Below are 23,667 nucleotides of genomic sequence, written 5' to 3'. Positions count from 1 at the left end.
GGCGACGCGAGAGGGGCCTCCGGGGGACAGTGGAGTCATGGAGCGCATCGATCAGGCACAGGCCCGCGCGTGGCTCGCGACGGCCCTGGAGGAGGCACGCGCCGGACTCGCCGAGGGCGGCATCCCCATCGGGGCCGCGCTGTACGGGGCGGACGGCACCCTGCTCGGCCGCGGCCACAACCGCCGCGTCCAGGACGGCGACCCCTCGGCGCACGGCGAGACGGCCGCCTTCCGTGACGCGGGACGGCAGCGGTCGTACCGCGGCACGACCATGGTGACCACGCTGTCGCCGTGCTGGTACTGCAGCGGGCTCGTCCGGCAGTTCGGGATCTCCCGGGTGGTCGTCGGCGAGGCGGCCACCTTCCACGGGGGACACGACTGGCTCGCCGAGCACGGTGTGCGGATCGTGCTGCTCGACGACCCCGAGTGCACCGCGCTGATGCGCGACTTCATCGAGAAGAATCCGGCCCTGTGGAACGAGGACATCGGTGAGTGACGCGACCGCACGTCCGGCGGGGTCCGGGGTCCCCACCGTGGATCTGGGCCCCTGGCTCTCCGGGGACCGTGACGCCCGTGCCGCGCTCGCCCGTACCGTCGACGGCGCCCTGCGGACGGCCGGCTTCCTGCTCGTCACCGGGCACGGCGTGGACCCGGAACTGCGCCGCCGCGTACGGGACGCGGCCCGCGCCTTCTTCGTCCTGCCCGCCGCGGTCAAGCAGCCGTACGCGGCCCGGGTCGGCGGGCGCGGCTGGCTCGGGCCCGGCGCCGAGGCCAACGGCTACGCGGAGGGCACCGAGACACCGCCGGACCTCAAGGAGTCGCTGACGTTCGCGACGCACGAGCCGTTCGAGGACCCGGTGGTCAACGCGCAGTGGTACGCGCCGAACGTCTGGCCCGCCGAGGCCCCGGAGCTGCGGGCGCTCTGCGAGGAGTACCTGGCGGAGATGGCACGGCTGGAGAACCTGCTCCTGGAACTGCTCGGACGGGCGCTCGGCCTCGAACCGGACTTCTTCACCCGCCACATGGACCATCCGACGTACGGCTTCAACATCAACTGGTATCCGGGCACGGAGGTCGTCGGGGAGCCGCGGCCGGGCCAGTTCCGCATCGGGCCGCACACCGACTTCGGCACGGTCACCATCCTCGACCGGCAGGCGGGCAAGGGCGGGCTCCAGGTGTTCACGGACGCGGACGGCTGGACGGACGCGCCGTTCGACCCGGCGGCGCTCACGGTCAACATCGGTGACCTCATGGCCCGTTGGACCGGAGACCGGTGGCGTTCGGGACGGCACCGGGTGCTGCCGCCACCGGCCGACGCCCCCGCCGAGGAGCTGATCTCGCTCGTGTACTTCGGCGAGTGCACACCGGGGACGCTGGTCGAGTCGGTGCCCGCCCCCGTCGGCCGCGTCGTGTACGAACCGGTGGATTCCCACGTCTATCTGCGCCGGAAACTCGATTCGATCACTGTCGGTTGAACGGTTGAACGTTTTCGTAACTGAACGGACACCGGACGCTCTATCCCGAACCAACCCCCCCTTCTTAAACTGTTGTTGATACACCTCACAGCAGCACATATGGAATGGACCGGACCGCGGACCAGGGGGAGATGCGGTGCACACAGGGCTGCACGGCCGGGGGGCGCTCTTCGACACCGATCCGCCCGGACTCGCGTCACGGCTGGTCGGCCTGCGCCCGTACCAGCTCCGCGCCACACCCTACGAACACCCCGACGAACCGCCCTTCGTGGTCTTCACCGGCGGCCGGGGACTGGGCAAGACCGCCGTGCTCCTCGCCCTGCGCGAGGCCTATCGCGGACACACGCCGGTCGCCCTGATCGACGGCGAGGAACGGCAGTTCGGCGCACCGCCCCCGGACCGCCCGCCCGAGTCCTGGTCCCCGGTCGGGCAGGCGCTCACCACGGCCGCCGAACAGCTCGCCGGACCGGTCAAGGGCGCCGGACGGATCGGCTTCCCACGGCTGTCGTCCGGGCTGCTGGCCGTGGCGGCGGGCGGCTGGAGCGACCGCGACGTGCCCCGCATCCGGCAGGAGGCGGAGCGCATCCTGCTGCTGAGCGAGACGGAGTCCTGGCTGTCGGGATTCGCCGGGCGCTGGGTGAGCAAGGTGATCTCCAAGCTCGTCGCGTCGATGAGCGGCACCGGCCCGGTCGTCGAACCCATCATCGAGGCCACCCTGGAGGCCTTCACGGAGGGCGTCTCCCCGGCCCACCGCCGGCTGCGCAGGGCCGCGACCTGGTACCGCGACTACCCGAACGCGGGCGGCAGCCCCAAGCTCGCGCTGATCCTGCTCTCCCGCCACTTCCGGGCGGGCGGCGACTCCCGCAGACACGCCGAACGCCATCTCGTACGGGCCCTGCTGGCCGACCTGGACGACGCCTACGCGGGCGTCGTCCAGCGCTCCCACCGGCGCGGACGCCCCATCCTGCTGATCGACAACGTCCAGGAGCCCGCGGGCCTCGGCCTCCTGGAGCCGGTCCTGCGCGACCGCGCCGACGGCATCAAGGACCAGGCCGTGTTCTTCACCGCGCTACGGGGCTACGCGCATCCGGCACTGCGCAACGCCGGCCGCCTCGCGCTGCCCGAGACGGCCCGCGGCACCGACTGGCGGCCCGGCGCCTCCCCGTCCTCGCGGGCCCTGCTCGTCCCGCTGCCGCCGCTGACCCCCGACGACACCCTGCACATCATGGACACCGCCTCGGGCGGCCCCGGCGCCGGACCCGCCGCCCCGGCCGTCGTGCCGCCCCAACTCCCGCACGCCACGCACAGGCTGACCGGAGGCAGTCCGCTCGGCATCACCCTGCTGGCCGCCTCGGTCCGGCAGAACCTGCCCCAGGGCGCCGACTCGCTCGGCACGCTGCTGACCGCCGACATCGCCCCGCACGAGGACCAGGCGGGCCGCCCCGCCTACCAGGAGCTCCTCGGCCGGCTCGTCCCCGGCGGCCGGCTGGACGAACTGACCGTGCTGGCCGCGGCGCACGACCGCGACTCCGCCTGCTCGCTCGCCCAGTCGCGGCTGCCGGAGGACTTCGGCGCCTCCGGCGTCCTGGACCTGGAGGAACGTCTCGCGTCGGAGGGCTGGGCGACCGCGGCCGGGCAGTTCGTCGGCGACCCGTTCCTGCGCGCGCTCCTCCTGCTCAGGCTCCACCACCACGACTCCGGCCACGAACGGTGGCGGGCGGTGCACCGCACCCTCGTCGACCACTACCAGGACCTGGGCGACACCGCCCCGGCCGACGGCGACCGCTACCGGCTGCACCACGAACTCGCCCTCGGGAAAGCGGACTTCGCCGTGGCGCGACTGCGCGACACCTTCCCGGGCTCCGACACCCGCGCATGGCTCTCCGCGCTGCTCTTCATCGCCTCCGCGCCCTACTACCACGCCCACGATCCGGACGGCCGCGACTTCGAGGGCCCCGACCACCGTGCCTCCGTCGCGCTCGGCGGCACGGACGCCACGCACCGGCCGCCGGACGGCGTGGACGCCGTCCTGCACCTGCGGGTGAGGCGGTTGCTGCACGCGGTGTGGCAGCTCACTGACCCCCTCGTGCTGCCGGACCCGAGGGTGGCCGAGCGGCTGCGCTTCGAACTGGAACAGCTCTCGAACCTGCGGCCCGCGGGCAACGCCCTGCTGTGGCGGGCCTCGCGGGACTGGCCCTCGGACGCCCTGGCCGGCCGGCCGCTGCGCGTCCCGGACGACGAGGACGGAGGACGGTGATGGCGCGCTTATGGCTCTGGCTGCGCGAGGACATCTGGGAGATTCGTTTCCGCAGGTATGTCGCGCTCACCCTCGCCGCCGCCCTCGTGGGCCTCGGCGTCTGGGGCGGCATGACGGCCGCCAAGGTGGACCGCTCGTGCGCGCCGGGCGTCGTCCAGCCGAAGGACGGCGACGAGTGCGTGGGCGTCTCCTCGACGGCGTACGCCTTCGGACGGGCCCGGTTCGCCGAGACCGTACGGGCCATCAACCGGGAGAACCACCGTCTGACCCCCGGCAGTTACGTCACGGTCGCCCTGCTCGAACCCTTCACCGCCACCGACGCCGACAACCTCGCCGACGTCCTCCACGAACTCCAGGGCGCCTATCTGGCGCAGTACCAGGCCAACCACGACACGACCGGGCTGAAGCCGAAGATCCGGCTCGTGCTCGCCAACCCCGGCGCCACCGGGGCCTCCTGGCGTCACACCGTCGACCAGCTCGACCGGATGACCGCGGCCCCGGACCGGCTGCGCGCGGTGACCGGTGTCGGGGTGAGCACCGACAACAACAAGAAGGCGGTCGCGGAGCTCACCAGGCGCGGCATCCCGGTGATAGGGAGTTCGATCACCGCCGACAGCCTCGCCAACGGACAGGACGGCAAGGACCCCTTCCCCGGCCTCGCCCGCGTCTCCCCCACCAACACCGACGAGGCACGCGCCCTCGCCTCCTTCGCCAAGGTGTCGGCGGCCGACGCCTTCCTGGTCTACGACCGGACCGGCGACCCCTACACCCGCACGCTCCAGGCGTCCTTCGAGAAGATGCTGAAAGGCGCGCGCTACGAGGCCCAGCCGTTCACCCCGCCCGCCGACCGCAGCAAGGAGGGAAGCACCGCCAACGTCTTCGCGCAGATCGCCAACATCCTGTGCAACACCCCGAAGACCACGAACACCGTCCTGTTCGCCGGCCGGCACACCCAGTTGCGGCAGTTCATCAACGCGCTGGGCGCCCGGGGCTGCTCCGACCGCCGCTTCACCGTGCTCACCGGCGACGAGGGCTCGTACCTCGCGGGCGACAAGGACCTCGACCCGGCCGCCCTGAAGGACCCGCTGCTGACCGTGCGCTACACCTCCCTCGCGCACCCCGACGCCTGGGTGAAGGACGGCGCGCGGACCGGCGGCAGCGCGGCCGACGCGAAGGTGCTCCGGCGGCTGCTGGCCGACGCCGCGCGCGAGCCGGCCGGGCCCATCGGCCGGGTCTCCCTCGACGACGGCCAGTTGATCATCGCGTACGACGCCATGCGGCTGGCCGTGCGCGGCATCCGCGGGGCCTCACCGACCGGGCGCGTCCCCGCGCTCGCGGACGTCGGCCTGCAGTGGCCCCAGGTGAAGGGCGCGCAGCTCCGGGTGAACGGGGCGAGCGGGTGGATCTGCCTGGACGCCCACGGGAACCCGTACGACAAGGCCGTACCGATCGTGGAACTGACCCACGACAGCCGCGCCCGCTTCGTGCGGATCGCCTGGCCGGACGGCAGGCCACCGGCCGCCCAGTGCCTGCCGCCGTCCTAGGTCGTGGTGTTCCGGGCCGGTCAGACGCCCGCGTAGGAGTGCTTGCCGCCGACGAAGATGTTGACGCCGTAGTAGTTGAACAGCCAGCAGCCGAACGCGATCAGGGCGATGTAGGCGGCCTTGCGGCCCTTCCAGCCGGCCGTGGCCCGCGCGTGCAGGTGGCACGCGTAGGCGACCCAGGTGATGAACGCCCAGGTCTCCTTCGGGTCCCAGCCCCAGTAGCGGCCCCAGGCGTCGCCCGCCCAGATCGCGCCCGCGATGATCGTGAAGGTCCACAGCGGGAACACGGCCGCGTTCACGCGGTAGGAGAACTTGTCGAGCGAGGCCGAGGCGGGCAGCCGCTCCATGACGGAGGTGGCGAACCGGCCGGGCTTCCCGCCCTTCTCCAGCTTGTTCTCGTACGAGTCCTTGAAGAGGTACAGCACCGTGCCGACGGCGCCCACGTAGAAGACGGCGCCGCACAGGATCGCGGTCGAGACGTGGATGTACAGCCAGTACGAGTGCAGCGCCGGGACGAGCTGGTCGCTCGCGGTGTACAGGACGGTGACCGCGAGACCGAGGTCGAGCAGGACCGTGGTGATCAGCGGCAGGCCGAGCCAGCGCACGTTCTTCTTCAGCGCGAGCAGGACGAGGAAGACCCCGACGGCCACGGTGGAGAAGGTGATGTTGAACTCGTACATGTTGCCCCAGGGGGCCCGCCGCACCGACATGGCGCGGGCGAGCACACCGGCCGCCTCGACGCCCCAGGCCAGCACGCTGAGGGACACGGCGATCCGCCCGTAGAGGTCGCCCTGTTCGTCCCCGCCGTGCGCGCCGGGACCGTCGGGCACGTCCCGCGCTCCGGCCGCGGACCGGGTGACGACCTTCGGCCGCTCCAGCACGGTGGTCCCGCCGGCCTTGCGGACGGTGACCTCGGGGGCCGCCGCGGCCGCCTGCGCGCCGGTCGCGGTGAGCGCGCTGGCGGTACGGGCGACCTTGCTGCGGCTGCCGAAGAGCCACTCGGCGATGAAGGCGAAGAAGGCCAGGGTGTAGACGGCCATCGCGGAGTAGATCAGCGTGTTGCTGATGTTGGCGAGGTGTTCGTTGGTCGCGGTGGCCAGTTCGGTCACGGCGCCCAGGTCGTGTGCGGTGGCGAGCGTCACTGCTTCTTGGACCCTTCAGCGGCGGGTACGGGGGGTTCGGCGTCGGCGTCGGTGGGTGCCGCGTCTTCGTCGGGCTTGGTGGGGGCCTGTTCGTGCACGAGCGCGGCCAGGTCGCCGAGCTCCTCGGGCAGCTTCGCGGACTCGCTGCGGCCGAGCCCGGCCATCTCGACGACGGTGACCCCGTCGTCGCCGGTGGTCGCCCGCACCCAGACACGGCGGCGCTGGATGAACAGCGAACCGGCGAGTCCGAAGATCGCGGCGAACGCCCCGGCCAGCGCCCAGTCACTGCCGGGCTGCTGGGTGACCTGGAAGTTCGCCCACTCCTTGATGTCCTTGTCGAAGGTGATCGAACCGGCGCCGTCCGGCAGCGCCATCGTCTCGCCGGGCCGCAGCCGCGCCTTGACGATCTCGCCCTTGGCGTCCTTGAACTGCTTCATGTGGGCCGTGTCGAGCTGGTACACGTTCTGCGGGAGGCCCGCGTCGACCCCGAGGCTGCCGTGGAAGCCGCTCAGCGCGAGCACGGGATAGTCGAGCGCGGGGAACTGGGAGAACATGTCGCCCTTGCCGGCCCCGGCGAAGGTCGGCACGAAGAACGCGGAGAAGCCGAGCTGTTCGCTCTTGCCCTGCGCGTTCTTGTAGCCGTCCATGACCTTGATGGCGCCCTGCGAGGTGACGTTCGAGTCGAGCGGCAGCAGCGGCACGGCGTCGTGGAAGACGACCTTGCCCTTGCCGTCGCGGACGGTCACGGTGGGCGCGTAGCCGTGGGCGGTCAGATAGACCTTCGTGTCGCCGATCTCGAGCGGTTCGTTGACCTTGACGAGCGTCTTGCGCTGCTTGCCGTAGGCGCCCTCGCTGTAGGTGATCGCCGCCTGGTAGGTGCGGGCGGTGCCCTTGTTGGGGCCGGTGCGCTCGTAGGTGCCGGTGAAGTTCTTCAGGTCGAAGCTGAACGGTGTCAGGTCGTCGGTGCTGAAGAGGTTGCCGGACTTGAAGTCGTCGTAGGACAGCAGTGTGTTGGAGAAGCCGTCGCCCTCGACGATCAGCTTGTCGCCCTCGGACTTGAAGAGCTGGCCCCAGGCGAAGGCGACGAGCATCACGATCAGCGCGATGTGGAAGAGCAGGTTGCCGGTCTCGCGGAGGTAGCCCTTCTCGGCGGCGACGGCGTCCTTGTCGACGTGCGCCCGGAACCGCTTCCGCCTGAGCACCTCCAGCGCGATCTCACGGACCTGCTCGGGCTCGGCCGCGGTGCGCCAGGTCGTGTACGCGGGCAGCCGGGTCAGCCGCCGGGGGGCGCCCGGCGGACGGCCGCGGAGCTGTCCGACGAACTGCCAGGTGCGGGGCACGATGCAGCCGATGAGCGAGACGAACAGCAGGATGTAGATCGAGGAGAACCACACCGAGCTGTACACGTGGAACAGGCCGAGCCGGTCGTAGAGCGGGCCGAGCACGCTGTGCGCGTCCTTGAACGCCTGCACCTTCGCGGCGTCGGTGCCGGACTGCGGGATCAGCGATCCGGGGATGGCGCCGAGCGACAGCAGGAAGAGCAGGATCAGCGCGACCCGCATCGAGGTGAGCTGGCGCCAGATCCAGCGGACCCAGCCGGTGACCTCACGGCCGGTCCAGGCGATCCATCCCAGGGCGCCGGGGGTGCGCGTGCCGCCGAAGGAACCGGGCATCGCCGTCTCCACGGGCGCGGTGGAGAGCTGCGACCCGGCCTCGCCGATCTCGCGGGCGTCCCGTGTCTCCCGGGAGGCCTTCGTCTCCTCGTCGGCCGGCTCCCCGGCGCCGGCCGGGCCGTTCGTCCTGCCGGTGTCAGTGCTGCTCATGGATCAGATCCCTACCGTGAAGCCGTCGGACCAGGTCTGCATCTGCTGCACGATGCCGTCCCAGGCACCGGTCAGCAGGAGAAGGCCGGTCACGATCATCATTCCGCCGCCGATCCGCATCACCCAGGTGTAGTGACGCTTCACCCAGCCGAACGCGCCGAGCGCCTTGCGGAAGGCGACCGCGGCGAGCACGAAGGGCACCCCCAGACCGAGGCAGTAGGCGACCGTCAGTATGGCCCCGCGCCCGGCGCTCGCCTGGTCCATGGAGAGCATGTTGACGGAGGTGAGCGTCGGGCCCAGGCACGGCGTCCAGCCGATGCCGAAGAGCGCGCCCAGTATCGGCGCCCCCGCGAGCCCGGTCACCGGCCGCTTGTGGAAGCGGAACTCGCGCTGGGTGAGCCAGGGCATCAGCCCCATGAAGAACACGCCGAGGGCGATCATCAGCGCGCCGAGGACCTTGCTGAGCGTGCCGTTGTACTCGTGCAGCGTCGAGCCGAAGTAGCCGAACAGCGCGCCGCCGGAGACGAACACGGCGGTGAAGCCGAGCACGAACAGACTGGCGCCCGCGACCATCCGTCCCCGTCTGGCCTCCGCCAGGTCGGTGCCGCTGACTCCGGTGACGTACGACAGGTAGCCGGGAACAAGCGGCAGGACGCACGGCGAGAAGAAGGACACGAGGCCGCCGAGCACGGCGATGGGCAGCGCGAGCAGCAGCGCGCCGCTGTAGACCGTGGTGTTCATGTCGGTCGAGGCGGCGAGCTGTGTGGACGTCTGGAGAAGGGACACGTCGGTCACTTCTCCGCGAGGACGGGGTCGAGCATCTCGCGCAGTTTGTCCTCGCTGAGCGCCTGCAGCGTGCGGGCCGCGATCTTCCCGTCCCGGTCGATGATGATCGTGGAGGGGATCGTCTGCGGGTTGAGCGTGCCCTTCTTGAAGCGGAGCATCAGCTTGCCCGTCGGGTCGTACAGGCTGGGGTACGGGACGCCCTGCTGCTCCTCGAAGGCCTTGGCCGGGGAGGTGCTGGGGTCACGGGTGTTGATGCCGACGAACTGCACGCCCTGCGCGGCGGTGTCCTTGGCGACCTTGACGAGGTTCGGCGTCTCGGCGCGGCACGGCGGGCACCAGGATCCCCACACGTTGAGGACGACGACCTTGCCCTTGTAGTCGGCGACGTCGAGCTGCTTGCCGTCGACGGTCTTGCCGGAGAGGTCGGGGGCGGCGTCCCTCGACCCCTTCGCGACGGTGGAGATGCCGTCCTTGCCGCGGACGAAGTTGCTGTTGTCCGAGCCGCCGGAGGTGCCGCCGGAGGTGCACGCGGACAGCAGGAGCGCGGCGACGGCGGCCCCCGCGGTGTACAGGGCGGCGCGGGGGCGGTTCGGGCGCTGGTCTGCGCGGCAGGCGGCACTCATGTGAAAAGTTTCGCATGCCCGTTTCGGGGATCTTCCGCACCCCCCTTGCGGGTGGAAACCCGCATTTCAGGCGGCCTGTCCCCGAAGGTAGCGGTGCCAGCCGCCGGCGGGCTCCTCGGCCACGTCCATCGCCTGGAGTTTCGCCAGCACCTCGGGCCGCTGGACGTCGAGCCAGTCCACGAACTGCCGGAAGGAGACCATGCGCACGTCGGCGCCGCTCTGCTTCTGCTGGGCGATGTGCGTGAAGACGTGCTCGACGGCGTCCATGTAGATGCCGCCGTTCCACTCCTCGAAGTGGTTGCCGATGAAGAAGGGTGCCCGGTTCGTCTCGTAGGCCCGCTTGAATCCGGCGACGTACGACGCGGACGCCTGGGTGCGCCAGCCCGGGTAGTTGTACGAGGGGGCCCGGGTGGTGGCGATCGACTGGTTGGCGAGGATGTTGTAGTCCATCGAGAGGACCTCGAAGCGGTGCCCGGGGAAGGGCATCGCCTGCAGGGGCAGGTCCCAGAGCCCTTCCTTCTTCTGCGGCCAGCGCTGGACGCCGCCGGGCGAGGAGGCGTCGTAGCGCCAGCCGAGCTCCTTCACCGCGGGCAGCAGGTTGTTCTGCCCGAGCAGGCACGGCGTGCGGGCGCCGATGAGCTCCTTCTCGTAGTCGAAGGGCAGCGGGGGCAGGTCGGTCCAGCCGGTGTTGGTGCGCCATTCGGTGACGAAGGACTTGGCCTGCTCGATCTCGCTGGTCCACTGCCGGGGCGTCCAGTTGCCGACCGAGCCGGAGCCGCCGCAGAAGTGGCCGTTGAAGTGGGTGCCGATCTCGTGGCCGTCGAGCCAGGCCTGACGGATCAGCTTCAGGGTGGAGCGGACGTGTTCGTCGCTGAGGTAGCCGATGTCCGAGGCGCCGCGGGGGTTGTTCGGCGGATCGTAGAGGCGCTTCTTCGACTCGGGCAGCAGGTACAGGCCGGAGAGGAAGAACGTCATGTGCGCGTCGTTCTGCCGGGCGAGCTGGAGGAAGCGGTCGAAGAGACCGGTGCCGACCTCTCCGGCCCCGTCCCAGGAGAAGACCACGAACTGCGGCGGGGTCTCACCGGGCTCCAGCGGCACGGGGGCCTGGGGCTGGCGCGGCTGCTTGCCGGTGTAGGCGGTGGAGCCGTCGCCGATGAGACGCACGGCCGGCTTCTTCGGGGCGCCGGGCCTGCCGGTGCCCGCGGTGGCGGAGGGGTCGGGATGCCGCGTGGCGTCCTTGCCCGAGGTGGTGCCGCACGCGGCGAGTCCGAGCGCGGCCGCCGCACCCGCACCGAGGCCGATCATTCCCCTTCGGCTGACGTCCCGCATACGGACCTCTTTTCATCGCACCCTCTCAGCTGGCTCTCAGCTGGCATCCCATGAGAGGGCACGATGAAGTCCGAGGTTCCGATAAACGCGCGATGATTTATATGATTTTACGAAGATGCGCTCGTTTGGCCCGGGTTTGGGAACGGTCCGTCAGGCCCGGACACCCGCCCCCGGCACCCGGCATCAGGCCCCGAACGCCTTGCTCTTGCCCGGCACCGGCTTCGCGCCCGCCAGGAGATGAGCCGGAACCAGATCGCGCGCGGGCTCGGTGTAGCCCACGGACACGATCTTGTCGCCGCGATAGGTGAACGTCGTCAGCGAGGCCAGCGTGCACTGCCGCTTGCGCGGGTCGTGCCACAGCCGCCGCTTCTCCGCGTAGCTGCGGACGATCCAGATCGGGAGCTGATGACTCACCAGCACCGCCTCGTGGCCGCGCGCGGCGTCCTTGGCGGCGTCCAGCGCACCCATCATGCGGACGACCTGGTCCACGTACGGCTCGCCCCAGGACGGCTTGAAGGGGTTGACCAGGTGCTTCCAGTTCTCCGGCCGCCGCAGCGCGCCGTCCCCGACCCCGAAGGTCTTGCCCTGGAAGACGTTGTCGGCCTCGATGAGCCGCCCGTCCGTCGCCAGGTCCAGCCCGTGGGCCTTCGCGATCGGCGTCGCCGTCTCCTGCGCCCGCTCCAGCGGCGAGGCCACGACATGCGTGACATCGCGCGTGCTGAGGTGCTCGGCCACCCGGTCGGCCATCTGCCGCCCCAGCTCGGACAGGTGATACCCGGGCAGCCGCCCGTAGAGCACCCCGTCCGGGTTGGCGACCTCGCCGTGCCGCATCAGATGGACGACGGTGATGTCGCCCGCGCCGTCACTGCCGGTGCTCTCGCTCATGCCGTGGCCTCCGCCGCTGCCCGTGCCGCCGCCGGAAGGGCGTCGGCGATCCTCTGAACCGCCTCGTCGTCATGGGCCGTCGACACGAACCACGACTCGAAGGAGGACGGCGGCAGGTAGACGCCCTGCGCCAGCATCGAGTGGAAGAACGCGGTGTAGCGGAAGGACTCCTGCGCCTTCGCGTCCTCGTAGTCGCGGACCTCGCGCCCCGTGAAGAAGACGGAGAACATGTTGGAGGCGCTCTGCAGACGGTGGGTCACACCCTCCTTGGTGAGCGCCTCGGTCACCAGCGTCCGGATCCGCTCCGACACCGCGTCGATCCGGTCGTACGCGGCCTGGTCGAGCAGCCGGAGCTGCGCGAGCCCGGCGGCGGTGGCGACGGGATTGCCCGAGAGCGTGCCCGCCTGGTACACCGGCCCGGCCGGCGCGAGGTGCGCCATCACGTCCGCGCGGCCACCGAACGCGGCGGCCGGGAAGCCGCCGCCCATCACCTTGCCGAAGGTCATCAGGTCGGGACGTACGCCGTCGATCCCGTACCAGCCGGCCCGGCTCGTGCGGAAGCCCGTCATGACCTCGTCGGAGATGAACAGGGCGCCGTTCTTCGCGCAGGCGTCCTTCAGACCCTGGTTGAAACCGGGCGCCGGCGGCACCACGCCCATGTTGCCGGGCGAGGCCTCGGTGATCACACAGGCGATCTCGCCGGGGTGCGCGTGGAACGCGGCCTGCACGGATTCGAGGTCGTTGTAGGGCAGGACGATGGTGTCGGCGGCCTGGGCACCGGTGACACCGGGCGTGTCGGGCAGCGCGAAGGTCGCGACCCCGCTGCCCGCCGCCGCCAGCAGCGAGTCGACATGGCCGTGGTAGCAGCCGGCGAACTTGATCACCTTCGTGCGCCGGGTGAACCCGCGGGCGAGCCGGATGGCCGACATGGTCGCCTCGGTGCCGCTGGAGACGAGCCGGACCTGCTCGACGGGCTCGACGCGGGCGACGATCTCCTCGGCGAGAGCCACCTCCCCCTCACCGGGCGTGCCGAAGGACGTACCGCGCGCGACGGCCTCCTGAGCGGCGGCGACGACCTCGGGACGGGAGTGCCCGAGGATCATCGGACCCCAGGAACAGACGAGGTCGACGTACTCACGGCCGTCGGCGTCGGTCAGATACGGACCGGTACCGGACACCATGAACCGGGGCGTACCGCCCACGGCACGGAAGGCGCGCACCGGAGAATTCACGCCACCTGGTGTGACGGCCGCCGCGCGGTCGAAAAGCGACTGCGAGACTGGGGCTTCGTAGGGATAAGGCAGTTCGGTCATGACCTGCGACGTCTCCGACTCCGGGGGGCTAGTGACCTCCTCAGGGTAGGCCAGGGGCCCCGGTGGGCCGTGAGGGGAACAGCGGGGCGCCGTGAACGGACGGCCCCGGCCCGACGTACGGCTCCACAGAGGAAAGATCCCGGCCATCGCCGGGCCGGTGTGACGGAGCCCTGGACGACAACCGGGTCCCTTCCCCCGGCCATCTGCGAAACTGGGACCACGAACGGACAGCTCACATGAACGACGGTGTTCAGGGGCCGCGAAGATCCCGCGGACAGGTGTTTCGGCGTACGTTTCGGCGTGCGACCGTGGGGGAGGTCACTGTCACGATGATCGGGTTGCGTGGCGGGGGTCGCGCGACTTAGAAAAGCAGTCGGGTGGAGATATGCATCGCGGTGGCGGACTGGGCGAGGGGACCGATGACCTCAACCCTCGGCGTGCCCGGCGGGGGAAACACCGGCGTGAGGCGGAGGAAGCGGCGGCCGGAAGAGCCGGTCACGTACAGGGCTCGCAGGGTGACCCCGACGAGCGGATCGATCGCGCGGTCGAACGACTGCGGGCGGAGAGCGGGAATGGTGGCCGAGTGGGGGTGACGTACAAATATTTCGGCGCGCCGGACGGCGCGACGGCCGCCAGGGTCCCGATCTCGATGCGCCCCGAGGAACTCGGCGGCGACGAACTCGGCATGAACGGCATGTTCACCAAGATCAAGCCGGAGACGATGGCCGCGATGGTCCTCACCGGCATAGAAGGCGTCCCCCTGAACAAGGTGCCGCCGCTGGAGCTCGTCGTCCTGCACCCCGACTACGCCGTGGTGAAACTCCCGATGACCGTCGTCGACCCGCTGCGCGGGATAGGCGAGGAGGCCGTGGGCGCGGCCGCCTTCATCTGGTCCACCGTCCCCGACCGCGGCGGCCCGCGCGACGCGTTCAACGTCTACCAGCTCCTGCACGAGTGGCAGGACTTCTCCCACCGCCTGCACGAGGCGGGGCACCAGCCGTACTGCCTGGTGTGGCCCTGATCCCGGGGCTCTGAGGCAGCGGGCGGGGTTTCCGGACCCCGCCTTTCCCATGCCGGGGGACGATCGCCGCCGACCGTGCCGGACGATCACCGGCACGCGGCACGGACCACCGGAGCGCGCCCGACCGCCGCCCGAAACCGTCGGAGACGGCCGGCTCGCAGCCCGGGGCTCCCGGGACCGACGGCCCGGTCGCGGAATCTCCGGAGGCCGTCGGCTACAGGCCTCCCGCGACCCGCAGGACCGCCCCCGTCGTGTACGAGGCGTCGTCCGACAGGAGCCAGGCCACCGCGCCGGAGATCTCCTCGGGTCGGCCGGCCCGGCCCATGGGGACGACCGCGGCCACCCGGGCCGGACGCTGCGGGTCCTCGTGGAAGTCGGTCCAGACCGTGCCCGGGGCGACACCGTTCACCCGGATTCCGTCGGCCGCCACCTCCTTGGACAGGCCCACGGTCAGGGCGTCGACGGCCGCCTTCGCCGCCGCGTAGTGGACGTACTGCCCCGGACTCCCGAGCGTGGCCGCGGCCGACGAGATGTTGACGATCGCGCCCCCGCCGGACGCGGCCATCTCCCGTACGGCACGGCGGGCGCAGAGCAGATAGCCGAGGACGTTCACCGCGAGGGCGTCCCGCATGCCCTCGGGGTCGGCGTCGGCCAGCGGTCCGTTGGGCCCGCTGACGCCCGCGTTGTTCACCAGCCCGGTGACCGGTCCGAGTTCGGCGCCCGCCGCGTCGAAGAGCCCGTCGACCGCCGCGGGGTCGGAGGTGTCGACGGCCACCGCAAGACAGCGCCGGCCCGCGTCCGTGACGGCCTCCGCCACCTTCCGCGCGGCCGCGTGGTCGGACCGGTAGCCGACGACGACGTCATGGCCCTCCAGGGCCAGCCGTCGGCAGACCGCGGCCCCGATCCCGCGGCTGCCGCCGGTCACCACCGTGATCCTCCGCCCGTTCGGCATGATCACCCCTCTTCGCGATCTGGACCACCAGTGTGGCGGCGGAGGGTGCCGGTCCCGCTTCTCCCACGCCCTCGGCCGGGCGCCCCAGGACATGACTCGCCCATGGATCCCCCATGGCCGCACCAAGACAAGAGCCTTGAGGGCAACGGGATCTGACGGTGAGGGCCCCGCACGGCCCATCCGGGCGCAGCAGACGTGTCGCCGCCGATCGGGTCATGCGTGAAGCACCGCTGACGGCGACCCCACGCGGGTCCGGCCCGGCAAATCGGCAGGTCAGAGCCGTCGGGTCGGCGGCGGGTGGGCGCCAGGGCCACCGCCGGACGGAGTCCTCGCCCTGGGCCGTGCGAGCTCCCCGGGTGGTGCGCCGCGCACTTCGGATTGACGGTGGATCACGTCGCACCGGGTTTTCGGCTGCTGACAACAGGTCAGCTACCTGGTTCTGACGGAAGGACTCCGACAAATGCGATCTGCCCGCATGATCCTGGCCGCCGCGACGGCCACCGCCGCCCTCGCGATCGGCGCCCCCGGCGCCTACGCCGCCGCGACCGGCGACTGGGACCACAGCGACTCCTCTTCCTCTTCTTCTTCCAGCAAGGAGGACTCCGGCTACGGCAAGGAGCACGAAGACTCCGGCTACGGCTCGGACCACGGCAAGGACGAAAGCGACCACGGCAAGCCGAGCTGGCACCACGAGAAGCCGGAAGGCGGAGTGCACACCGGCGGCGGCGCCCTGATGTCCGTCAAGACGGACGACTCCTCGAAGGGTGACAAGAAGTACGACCCGGAGACCTACAAGGACAAGGACTCCTCGAGCTCCGACAGCAGCGGCTCCTGGAGCTCCGGGACCGAGAAGGGCTCGGGCTCCTGGGACTCGAGCAGCAAGGGCTCGTGGGACTCGGGCAGCAAGGAGTCCGAGGACAGGCCGCACGGCGGCATGCACACCGGTGGTGGCGGTCTCGCCACGTCGTCGGGCGTCACGGCCGGCGGAGTGGGCGTCCTGGGTCTCGCGGCCGCGGGCGTGTACATGCTGCGTCGTAGGAGCAGCCAGGGTGGTGTGGCCTGACCATGCCTGACGACATAGCGGTCCGGGCCGCCGCCCCTCACCCCGTGGCGGCCCGGCCGGTCCCTCCACCGGCTTCCGCGGCTCCCGCCGCTTCGCCGTCCCCTGTCCCGCTTCCCGCTCCTGCCTCCGGTGCCGGTCTGGTCGATCCAGCCGGTCCTGCTTGCGTTGCACGTGTCGCCCGTCCTGCTTGCGTTGCACGTGTCGCCCGTCCTGCTTGCGTTGCACGTGTCGCCGGTCCTGCTTGCGTTGCACGCGTCGCCCGTCCTGCTTGCGTTGCACGTGCCGCCGGTCCTGCTTGCGTTGCATGTATCGCTGGTCCTGCTTGCGTTGCGCGTGTTGCCGGTCCTTCGCCCGGTGACCGTCTGAACGTCCTTGCTGATCTTGCTTCTGTCCCCCGTCCCGCTGTCCCCGCCCCTTCCGCCCAGTGCTCCGCTGCCCCGACCCGAAGAGGTGGTGCCCGATGGCAGCCCGGTTGTCCTCTCCCGCCAAGAACCCGAACCCGTCCCCTCAGCGGACCTTCCGGCGCCGTGCGACGTGGGTCGTGTGGTGCGCCGGTATCGCGGTCCTGCTGACCACGAACGTGCTCCACCGCCAGGACGAGTCGTCCGGCCCCTCCCCCACCACCCCCGCCGCCGCGGCCCCCGCCCACTCGCACGCGCCCGCGTCCTCGGCCTCCCCCTCGAACGACCGCCCGGCCGCGAAGCATCTCCCGCGCGCCGAGCCGACCCGGCTGCGCATCCCGAAGATCTCGGTGAACGCGCCCTTCACCGAACTCGCCCTCGACGCCTCGGGCAAGCTCCAGCCTCCGCCCCCGGACGACACGAACCTGGTGGGCTGGTACGCCAAGGGCGTCTCCCCCGGCGAGGTGGGGACGGCGATCATCGCCGGGCACGTCGACACGAAGACCTCCGCCGCCGTGTTCGCCGGTCTCGGAGACCTGAAGAAGGGCGACAGGTTCAGCGTCGAGCGGTCCGACGGACGGACGGCGTCCTTCGTGGTCGACAGCGCGGAGACCTACGCGAAGGACGCCTTCCCCGACGACAAGGTGTACGCCGACACCCCCGACGCCGAGGTCCGCCTCATCACCTGCGCCGGCACCTACGACCGCTCCGTCAAGGACTACACCGACAACCTGGTGGTCTTCGCCCACCTCGTCTGACCGGGCGAGCGAGCCATGCGGCTAGCGCGTCACGAGCGAGTCGCCGTAGACGTTGTAGACGGTCACCGAGACCTCCTTGCCCGCGCCCTTCGCGTAGGCGCGGTAGGCCGCGGCGACCTTCTCGGCCTTGCCGATCGCGTCGTCCTCGGACCCGATGTCGGTGGAGATCAGGGCGTGGCCGTCGGTACGTTCCTGGATGCGCTCGACGTCGTCGGTGACCCGCACGAGGCTGTGGTCCTTGCCGTAGTCGCGCAGCGCCTTCGCGTTGGACTTCATGTCCGCGCTGTCACCGGTCGCGGGGAACTTCTCGGGGATCGCCGACTCCTTGGGGGCCTCGCTGGTGCAGGCCGTGGCCAGCAGGGACACGGCGAGGACGGGAAGGGCCAGGAAGGCGGCGGCACGGCGGATGATCACGATCGTCTCCTTGTCGGGGGGAGACGGCGGGGGCCCGGTCGGGCCCCCGCCGTCCGTCAGAGATGGGTCGTCGGGTCAGGTCAGTACTTGATGGCGTCGACCTTGTCGTTCCAGTTGCCGCCACCCGAGATCCAGGGGTAGCCGTAGCTCTTGAAGTTCTTGTAGAGCGAGTACCCGGCGCCCAGGAACAGGTGCGGGTCCGGCATTCCGGTGCGGATGTCGTAGCACTCGACACCGCGCTGCGGGCGGTTGACGTACGCGCTCGACGTCTGGTCCCGGAAGCCCCACTCGGACAGGTGCCGGGTCTTGGCGGTGTCGTGGGTCGGGAACTTCAGCATGCGGCCCTTGTAGCCGGCGTCCGCCCAGAGGCACACGTTGCCCGCCGGGCAGGCCGTGTACAGCTTGGAGATGATGCCCGAGCCGGGACCTGCCGGCTCCGGCTGGTCGGGGGTCGCCGTGGTGCTGCCGCCGTCGCCGGTGGCGTCGTCGGTGTAGTCGTCGCCCCCCGTGTCGCCGCCGGTGTCACCGTCGGCCGGGGCGGCGGCCGGAGCAGTGGTACGGGCCGCGGCGGCCGTCGCCGTCTTCTTGCCCTGCGCGGTCTTCTTACCGCTCGCGCTCAGCGAGGCGTGCGCCGAACCGGCCGCGTCGCGGTTGGAGTCCTCGACGGAGTCCCAGCACTTGGCCTCGCCCGTGTCCGGGTCCTCCCCGCAGACCTGAGCGCCCTGCCAGCCCTCGGCAAGGTTGATCTTCTTTCCGTTGTAGTCGGCGACAACGCCCCCGCGCGTCTCGTCGTCCGTGGCGACGGCCTCGTGCAGCCGGGTTTCCTCACCCGGGGTCAGCAGGCCGGACACCGGCTTCTTCCCGGCGGACGGCGCGATGCCGTGGCCGAGAGTGCCGGCGGTGGCCGGCGTGGAGACGAGAGCCGCGGTCACGGCGGCTATCCCGACATAGATCATTTTATGCATGCGCCGACTATATGGTCATGAACATGACGCTTTTCCAGAAAAGGGCACAAAATCGAGTGATCATCCTCACTCGGGACATTCACGCCCCCACCGGACATCCACCCGGCAGCCGCGCCGACCCTCCGCCCACCCACGCAAGACGGACCGACGCGCCGTCAGGTCACCGTGAGAGTCTGTGAGTTGGGTCACCGGACCGTCACCCTGCGGGGCGGGGCCGCCCGACGACCGACCCCCGGAGCGCAGCTCCGATAAGGGCACGACCGACCGGACCCCGAGCCGGCGGGACCTCGGGCCGACCTACACCTGAACGGGCGACGAACACCGCCCCCTTGGCGCTCCCGTGATGCGCGACCGGCCGGTCTTAACGCAAGCTTGACGCCTGAGGCCCCTGGACGCTCGGGCCCGGGGATCACTCTCTGCATACGCTGATGGGCGCCGTCTCCTCGATGGCCGGAACCGTTCGACGAGACGTACGTACAGGAGAGTCATCGATGGCCAGCACCGAGCCCGCCCCACCGAGCCGCTTGCGGGCGTGGATGCTGGAAGGCCTGTCCGACATGGGCAAGAGCAAGGGCCGCCGGCTCCCGACCCAGGCCGCCGAACCCGCGCCCGTCCACAAGGGGCAGCGCTGGTGGCGCGTCATGTGCCTGACCGGTGTCGACTACTTCTCCACCCTCGGCTACCAGCCCGGCATCGCCGCCCTCGCGGCCGGACTGCTGTCCCCCGTGGCGACCATCGTGCTCGTCATCGTCACCCTCGCGGGCGCCCTGCCCGTCTACCGCCGGGTCGCGGAGGAGAGCCCGCACGGCGAGGGCTCCATCGCGATGCTGGAACGCCTGCTCTCCTTCTGGAAGGGCAAGCTGTTCGTCCTCACCCTGCTCGGCTTCGCCGCCACCGACTTCCTGATCACCATCACCCTCTCGGCGGCCGACGCCTCCACCCACCTGGTGGAGAACCCCCACCTGAACAGCGCCCTGCACGACAAGCAGATGGTGATCACCCTGTTCCTGGTGGCCCTGCTCGGCGCGGTCTTCCTCAAGGGCTTCCTGGAGGCGATCGGCGTCGCCGTCGTCCTGGTGGGCATCTACCTCGGACTCAACGTCGTGGTCGCCGTGTCCGGTGTCTGGGAGGTCATCACCCACGAGCACCTCGTCACCGACTGGACCACGGCCCTGACCGCCGAACACGGCAACGTCCTCGCCATGATCGGGGTGTCCCTGCTGGTCTTCCCGAAACTCGCGCTCGGCCTGTCCGGCTTCGAGACCGGAGTCGCGGTCATGCCGCACGTCGAGGGCGACCCGGCCGACACCGAGGAGAAGCCCGCCGGACGGATCCGCGGCGCCAAGAAGCTCCTGACCACCGCCGCCGTGATCATGAGCGTCTTCCTCATCGTCACCAGCTTCATCACCACCGTGCTGATCCCGGAGAAGGAGTTCGAGCCGGGCGGCCAGGCCAACGGCCGCGCCCTCGCCTACCTGGCCCACGAATACCTCGGCAACGCCTTCGGCACGGTCTACGACGTCTCCACCATCTGCATCCTGTGGTTCGCCGGAGCCTCCGCCATGGCCGGACTGCTCAACCTCATGCCGCGCTACCTCCCGCGCTACGGCATGGCCCCGCACTGGGCCCGCGCCGTCCGCCCCATGGTGATCGTCTTCACCCTGGTCGCGTTCCTGGTCACCTGGATCTTCGACGCCGACGTCGACGCCCAGGGCGGCGCGTACGCCACCGGTGTCCTCGTCCTGATCAGCTCCGCCGCCATCGCCGTCACCATCGCCGCCCGCAAGGCCCGCCAGAAGCACTGGACCATCGCCTTCGCGGTCATCTCGGTCGTCTTCCTCTACACGACCGTCGTCAACATCATCGAGCGCCCCGACGGTGTGAAGATCGGCGCCTGCTTCATCGCCGGCATCATGCTCGTCTCCTTCCTCTCCCGGCTCGCCCGCGCCTTCGAGCTGCGGGTCACCAGCGTGACCCTGGACGACATGGCCGAGCGGTTCGTACGGGACATCGCGAGCCGGCGGATACGGTTCGTCGCCAACGAGCCCGACAAGCGCGACATGACCGAGTACCGCGAGAAGATCGAGCAGATCCGCGCCGACCACGACCTCCCGCCCCAGGAGGACTTCGTCTTCCTGGAGGTCACCGTCCGTGACCCCTCGGAGTTCGAGTCCGTCATGAACGTACGCGGCGAGGTCCTGCACGGCCGCTACCGCGTCCTCACCCTGGAATCCGCCTCCATCCCCAACGCCCTCGCCGCCCTGCTGCTCTACGTGCGCGACAGCACCGGCGGCATCCCGCACGTCTACTTCGAGTGGACCGAGGGCAGCCCCTTCACCAACTTCCTGCGCTTCTTCCTCTTCGGCCAGGGCGAGGTCGCCCCCGTCACCCGGGAGGTCCTGCGCGAGGCCGAACCCGACCGGGCGCGCCGGCCACGGGTGCACGTCGGCTGACGCCTCCGGTGAGATCCTGACGTACGGGTCCGGACCTCAGGGTCCGGACCTTTCCGGGCACGTCCGACACACCGGAAACGAGTGAGAGGCCGGTAAGAAGGTCCGTCGCGGAGCCGCTCACCAGGTCGCACGCCGCCGCGGGCTTGGCAGACTGGTCGAGTGCCCCAGAACGTACTGCTCGCCGAGGACGACCGCGCCATCCGCCATGCCCTGGAGAGGGCACTGACCCTGGAGGGCTACGCGGTGACCGCCGTCGCCGACGGCGTGGAAGCGCTGGCCCAGGCCCACCGCACCCCACCGGACGTCCTGGTCCTCGACGTCATGATGCCCGGCATCGACGGCCTCCAGGTGTGCCGCGTGCTGCGCGCCGAGGGCGACCGCACCCCGATCCTGATGCTCACCGCGCTCGTCGAGACCGCCGACCGCATCGCCGGCCTCGACGCCGGTGCCGACGACTACGTCGTCAAGCCGTTCGACGTCGAGGAGGTCTTCGCCCGGCTCCGCGCCCTCCTGCGCCGCACCGGGAACGGCTCCTTCGACGAGGACGCACCCGCACCCGCTCCCCGCGAACCCCAGACCTCCGGGGCGCAGATCTCCGCCGCCGGGCTGCGCATGGACATCCAGGCCCGCCGGGCCTGGCGCGGCCGGCGCGAGCTGGAACTGACCCGCACCGAGTTCGAACTCCTCGAACTGCTCGTCCGCAACGCGGGCATCGTCCTCGACCACTCCACCATCTACGACCGGATCTGGGGCTACGACTTCGGCCCCGGCTCCAAGAACCTCGCCGTGTACGTCGGCTACCTGCGGCGCAAGCTCGACGAGCCGGGCGCTCCGGCGCTGATCCACACCGTGCGGGGCGTGGGGTACGTCCTGAGGGAGGACTGAGTGCGAAGACGGCTGCGGCAGGTGTCCTCGCTGCGGGCCACCTTCACCGTGTCCTTCGCGGCCGTCGCCGCCGCCGTCACGGTCCTCGTCGGCTTCCTGAGCTACGACGCCGCCGCGCGGCTGGTGCGGGTCGACCAGCAGACCGTCTTCGCCGAGGTCGTGCAGGACCTGCGCGACCAGGTCCGTGAACATCCCCTGCACACCAGCGACTTCGCGTCCTCGGACCCGGACCACGACGGGCCTCTCGACGACATCATCCGGCCCAGCCGCACCGACGTCCAAGTGCTCGGACCGAAGGGCGTGATCGTCGACCACGGTGTTCCGCCGCTGCCCGTGGACGGCCGCGACCGCGTCGTCGCCGACCACTCCAGCGCGGGCGGGCTCGTGGAGCACAAGGACGTCTACGTCGCCGGGGACCGCTACCGCATCGCGACCGTCTCGCTCGGCGGCGGACGCGGGGCCGTGCAGGTCGCCCAGCAGTTCAGCGACACCGAGGATCTGCTCCGGGAACTCCAGCAGCGGACCGTCCTGCTCGTCGGGGCCGTCGTGATCGCCGCGGGGCTGTTCGGCTGGTGGCTGGCCCGGCGCATCACCCGGCGCCTGGTGCGGCTGGCGGGGGCCGCCGAGGACGTGGCGCGCACCGGTCGGCTCGGCATCCAGGTGCCGGTCACCGGATACGACGAAGTGGCCCGGCTCGGACGCTCCTTCGACCGGATGCTCGGCCGGCTCGCCCAGTCCGAGGAGGACCAGCGGCGCCTGGTGCAGGACGCGGGGCACGAACTCCGTACGCCGCTGACCTCCCTGCGGACGAACATCTCGATGCTCCGCCGGATCGACGAACTGCCGCCCGACGCGCGTGAGGAACTCGTCGCCGATCTGGCGCTGGAGTCCCGGGAGCTGACCGACCTGGTCAACGAGCTGGTCGCCCTCGCGGCCGGGCAGTCGGACACCGAGCCGGTGCGGCGGCTCGACCTCGCCGAACTCGCCGAGGACGTGGCGGTCGTCGCGCGGCGGCGCACCGGGCGGGACATCACCGTCCGGGCCACCGGCGACACGGCGGTCGACGGCCGGCCGACCGCCCTGCAGCGCGCCGTCTCCAACCTGGTGGAGAACGCCACCAAGTTCGACCGGGCGGGAACGGAACCGATCGAGGTCGAGGTGACGGGGCCGGCCTCCGCGGGCCCGGCGAACCCGGCCGGCTTCGCGGGGCCCGGGGGTTCCCCGGGTTCCTCGGGTTCCGGCGGGGGCCGTCACCGACAGGTGCGGGTCGAGGTGCTCGACCGGGGGCCCGGCATCGGTGACGACGACCTCGTGCGGGTCTTCGACCGCTTCTACCGAACCGCCGACGCCCGCAGCCTGCCCGGCTCGGGTCTCGGCCTGTCGATCGTCCGCGAGGTCTCCACGGCCCACGGCGGCACCCCGTTCGCCCACCCCCGCAAGGGCGGCGGCACGGTGATCGGCTTCACGGTGGAAGCCACCGAGGCACCCGACTGACCGGCCCGGGCCCCGGGTCCGGCCGGCGAAATTTTCAGCCCCGGCCGGCAGGATCCAGCCCCTCCGGCGTTTGAGGAGCGGGGG

At 71.0% G+C, this 23,667-nt stretch carries 21 protein-coding genes; 11 read left to right on the top strand and 10 right to left on the bottom strand.

Annotation, left to right across the window (positions count from 1 at the left end):
• Window positions 1–37: 37 nt before the first annotated feature.
• The 4 genes from ACFRIC_RS33330 (at window position 38) to ACFRIC_RS33315 (ending at window position 5,276) form a co-directional block, all read left to right on the top strand.
• Complete coding sequence (locus tag ACFRIC_RS33330; RefSeq protein ID WP_382793694.1) at window positions 38–496, top strand: nucleoside deaminase; 459 nt, start codon at window positions 38–40, stop codon at window positions 494–496.
• A complete protein-coding gene (locus ACFRIC_RS33325) occupies window positions 489–1,475 on the top strand; it encodes an isopenicillin N synthase family dioxygenase (protein ID WP_382793692.1) in 987 nt (328 codons plus the stop codon). The genes ACFRIC_RS33330 and ACFRIC_RS33325 overlap by 8 nt, the downstream gene beginning before the upstream one ends.
• Before the next feature lie 136 nt (window positions 1,476–1,611).
• Window positions 1,612–3,732 (top strand): hypothetical protein, encoded by a 2,121-nt coding sequence (locus tag ACFRIC_RS33320; RefSeq protein WP_382793689.1) that lies wholly within the window; start codon window positions 1,612–1,614, stop codon window positions 3,730–3,732.
• The gene (locus tag ACFRIC_RS33315; RefSeq protein ID WP_382793687.1) at window positions 3,732–5,276 is read left to right on the top strand and encodes an ABC transporter substrate-binding protein; all 1,545 of its coding nucleotides are present in this window, start codon (window positions 3,732–3,734) and stop codon (window positions 5,274–5,276) included. Before ACFRIC_RS33320 ends, ACFRIC_RS33315 begins: the two co-directional genes overlap by 1 nt.
• A gap of 20 nt (window positions 5,277–5,296) precedes the next feature.
• On the opposite strand, the gene ccsB is transcribed toward ACFRIC_RS33315, so the two are convergent.
• The 7 genes from ccsB to hemL all read right to left on the bottom strand — a co-directional run bounded on the left by ccsB (window position 5,297) and on the right by hemL (window position 13,177).
• Window positions 5,297–6,418: a c-type cytochrome biogenesis protein CcsB gene (gene ccsB, locus ACFRIC_RS33310; protein ID WP_382793684.1), complete on the bottom strand. Its 1,122-nt coding sequence runs from the start codon at window positions 6,416–6,418 to the stop codon at window positions 5,297–5,299.
• On the bottom strand, window positions 6,415–8,241 hold the full coding sequence (locus tag ACFRIC_RS33305; RefSeq protein WP_382793681.1) for a cytochrome c biogenesis protein ResB: 1,827 nt from the start codon (window positions 8,239–8,241) through the stop codon (window positions 6,415–6,417). The genes ccsB and ACFRIC_RS33305 overlap by 4 nt, the downstream gene beginning before the upstream one ends.
• A 3-nt stretch (window positions 8,242–8,244) precedes the next feature.
• Entirely contained in the window at window positions 8,245–8,982 is a 738-nt protein-coding gene (locus ACFRIC_RS33300; protein WP_382794035.1) for a cytochrome c biogenesis CcdA family protein, read from the bottom strand.
• A 50-nt stretch (window positions 8,983–9,032) separates the two neighbouring features.
• Window positions 9,033–9,650, bottom strand: coding sequence for a TlpA family protein disulfide reductase (locus ACFRIC_RS33295; RefSeq protein ID WP_382793678.1), 618 nt, complete (start codon window positions 9,648–9,650; stop codon window positions 9,033–9,035).
• A 66-nt stretch (window positions 9,651–9,716) separates the two neighbouring features.
• Window positions 9,717–10,979, bottom strand: coding sequence for a hypothetical protein (locus tag ACFRIC_RS33290; protein WP_382793676.1), 1,263 nt, complete (start codon window positions 10,977–10,979; stop codon window positions 9,717–9,719).
• Window positions 10,980–11,162: 183 nt separating this feature from the next.
• Window positions 11,163–11,864, bottom strand: a complete 702-nt coding sequence (locus tag ACFRIC_RS33285; protein ID WP_382793673.1) for a histidine phosphatase family protein — start codon at window positions 11,862–11,864, stop codon at window positions 11,163–11,165.
• On the bottom strand, window positions 11,861–13,177 hold the full coding sequence (gene hemL, locus ACFRIC_RS33280; protein ID WP_382793670.1) for a glutamate-1-semialdehyde 2,1-aminomutase: 1,317 nt from the start codon (window positions 13,175–13,177) through the stop codon (window positions 11,861–11,863). The genes ACFRIC_RS33285 and hemL overlap by 4 nt, the downstream gene beginning before the upstream one ends.
• A gap of 583 nt (window positions 13,178–13,760) precedes the next feature.
• Here hemL and ACFRIC_RS33275 point away from each other — a divergent pair.
• Entirely contained in the window at window positions 13,761–14,198 is a 438-nt protein-coding gene (locus ACFRIC_RS33275; RefSeq protein WP_019061278.1) for a hypothetical protein, read from the top strand.
• A 214-nt stretch (window positions 14,199–14,412) separates the two neighbouring features.
• On the opposite strand, the gene ACFRIC_RS33270 is transcribed toward ACFRIC_RS33275, so the two are convergent.
• Window positions 14,413–15,150, bottom strand: a complete 738-nt coding sequence (locus tag ACFRIC_RS33270) for an SDR family NAD(P)-dependent oxidoreductase (RefSeq protein ID WP_382793668.1) — start codon at window positions 15,148–15,150, stop codon at window positions 14,413–14,415.
• Between the two features lie 460 nt (window positions 15,151–15,610).
• Here ACFRIC_RS33270 and ACFRIC_RS33265 point away from each other — a divergent pair, with 460 nt between their 5' ends.
• From ACFRIC_RS33265 to ACFRIC_RS33255, 3 genes are all read left to right on the top strand, one after another.
• A complete protein-coding gene (locus ACFRIC_RS33265) occupies window positions 15,611–16,213 on the top strand; it encodes a hypothetical protein (RefSeq protein ID WP_382793665.1) in 603 nt (200 codons plus the stop codon).
• A 129-nt stretch (window positions 16,214–16,342) separates the two neighbouring features.
• A complete protein-coding gene (locus ACFRIC_RS33260) occupies window positions 16,343–16,579 on the top strand; it encodes a hypothetical protein (RefSeq protein ID WP_382793662.1) in 237 nt (78 codons plus the stop codon).
• 94 nt (window positions 16,580–16,673) lie between these two features.
• A complete protein-coding gene (locus ACFRIC_RS33255; protein ID WP_382793660.1) occupies window positions 16,674–17,372 on the top strand; it encodes a class F sortase in 699 nt (232 codons plus the stop codon).
• Window positions 17,373–17,393: 21 nt separating this feature from the next.
• On the opposite strand, the gene ACFRIC_RS33250 is transcribed toward ACFRIC_RS33255, so the two are convergent.
• Window positions 17,394–17,786 (bottom strand): hypothetical protein, encoded by a 393-nt coding sequence (locus tag ACFRIC_RS33250; RefSeq protein WP_382793657.1) that lies wholly within the window; start codon window positions 17,784–17,786, stop codon window positions 17,394–17,396.
• 80 nt (window positions 17,787–17,866) lie between these two features.
• Window positions 17,867–18,751: a peptidase inhibitor family I36 protein gene (locus ACFRIC_RS33245; RefSeq protein WP_382793654.1), complete on the bottom strand. Its 885-nt coding sequence runs from the start codon at window positions 18,749–18,751 to the stop codon at window positions 17,867–17,869.
• A gap of 491 nt (window positions 18,752–19,242) precedes the next feature.
• Between ACFRIC_RS33245 and ACFRIC_RS33240 the strand changes: the two genes are divergently transcribed.
• The 3 genes from ACFRIC_RS33240 to ACFRIC_RS33230 all read left to right on the top strand — a co-directional run bounded on the left by ACFRIC_RS33240 (window position 19,243) and on the right by ACFRIC_RS33230 (window position 23,583).
• On the top strand, window positions 19,243–21,204 hold the full coding sequence (locus tag ACFRIC_RS33240) for an amino acid transporter (RefSeq protein WP_382793651.1): 1,962 nt from the start codon (window positions 19,243–19,245) through the stop codon (window positions 21,202–21,204).
• Between the two features lie 159 nt (window positions 21,205–21,363).
• Entirely contained in the window at window positions 21,364–22,089 is a 726-nt protein-coding gene (locus ACFRIC_RS33235) for a response regulator transcription factor (protein WP_382793648.1), read from the top strand.
• Window positions 22,090–23,583, top strand: a complete 1,494-nt coding sequence (locus tag ACFRIC_RS33230) for an ATP-binding protein (protein WP_382793645.1) — start codon at window positions 22,090–22,092, stop codon at window positions 23,581–23,583. It abuts the gene before it with no gap.
• Window positions 23,584–23,667: the final 84 nt, after the last annotated feature.

It is taken from the genome of Streptomyces sp. NPDC056738 (assembly GCF_042790435.1).
Taxonomy (GTDB): Bacteria; Actinomycetota; Actinomycetes; order Streptomycetales; family Streptomycetaceae; genus Streptomyces.
The sequence above is the reverse complement of the archived record's forward strand: the minus strand, read 5'-3'. Positions and strand labels throughout refer to the sequence as shown.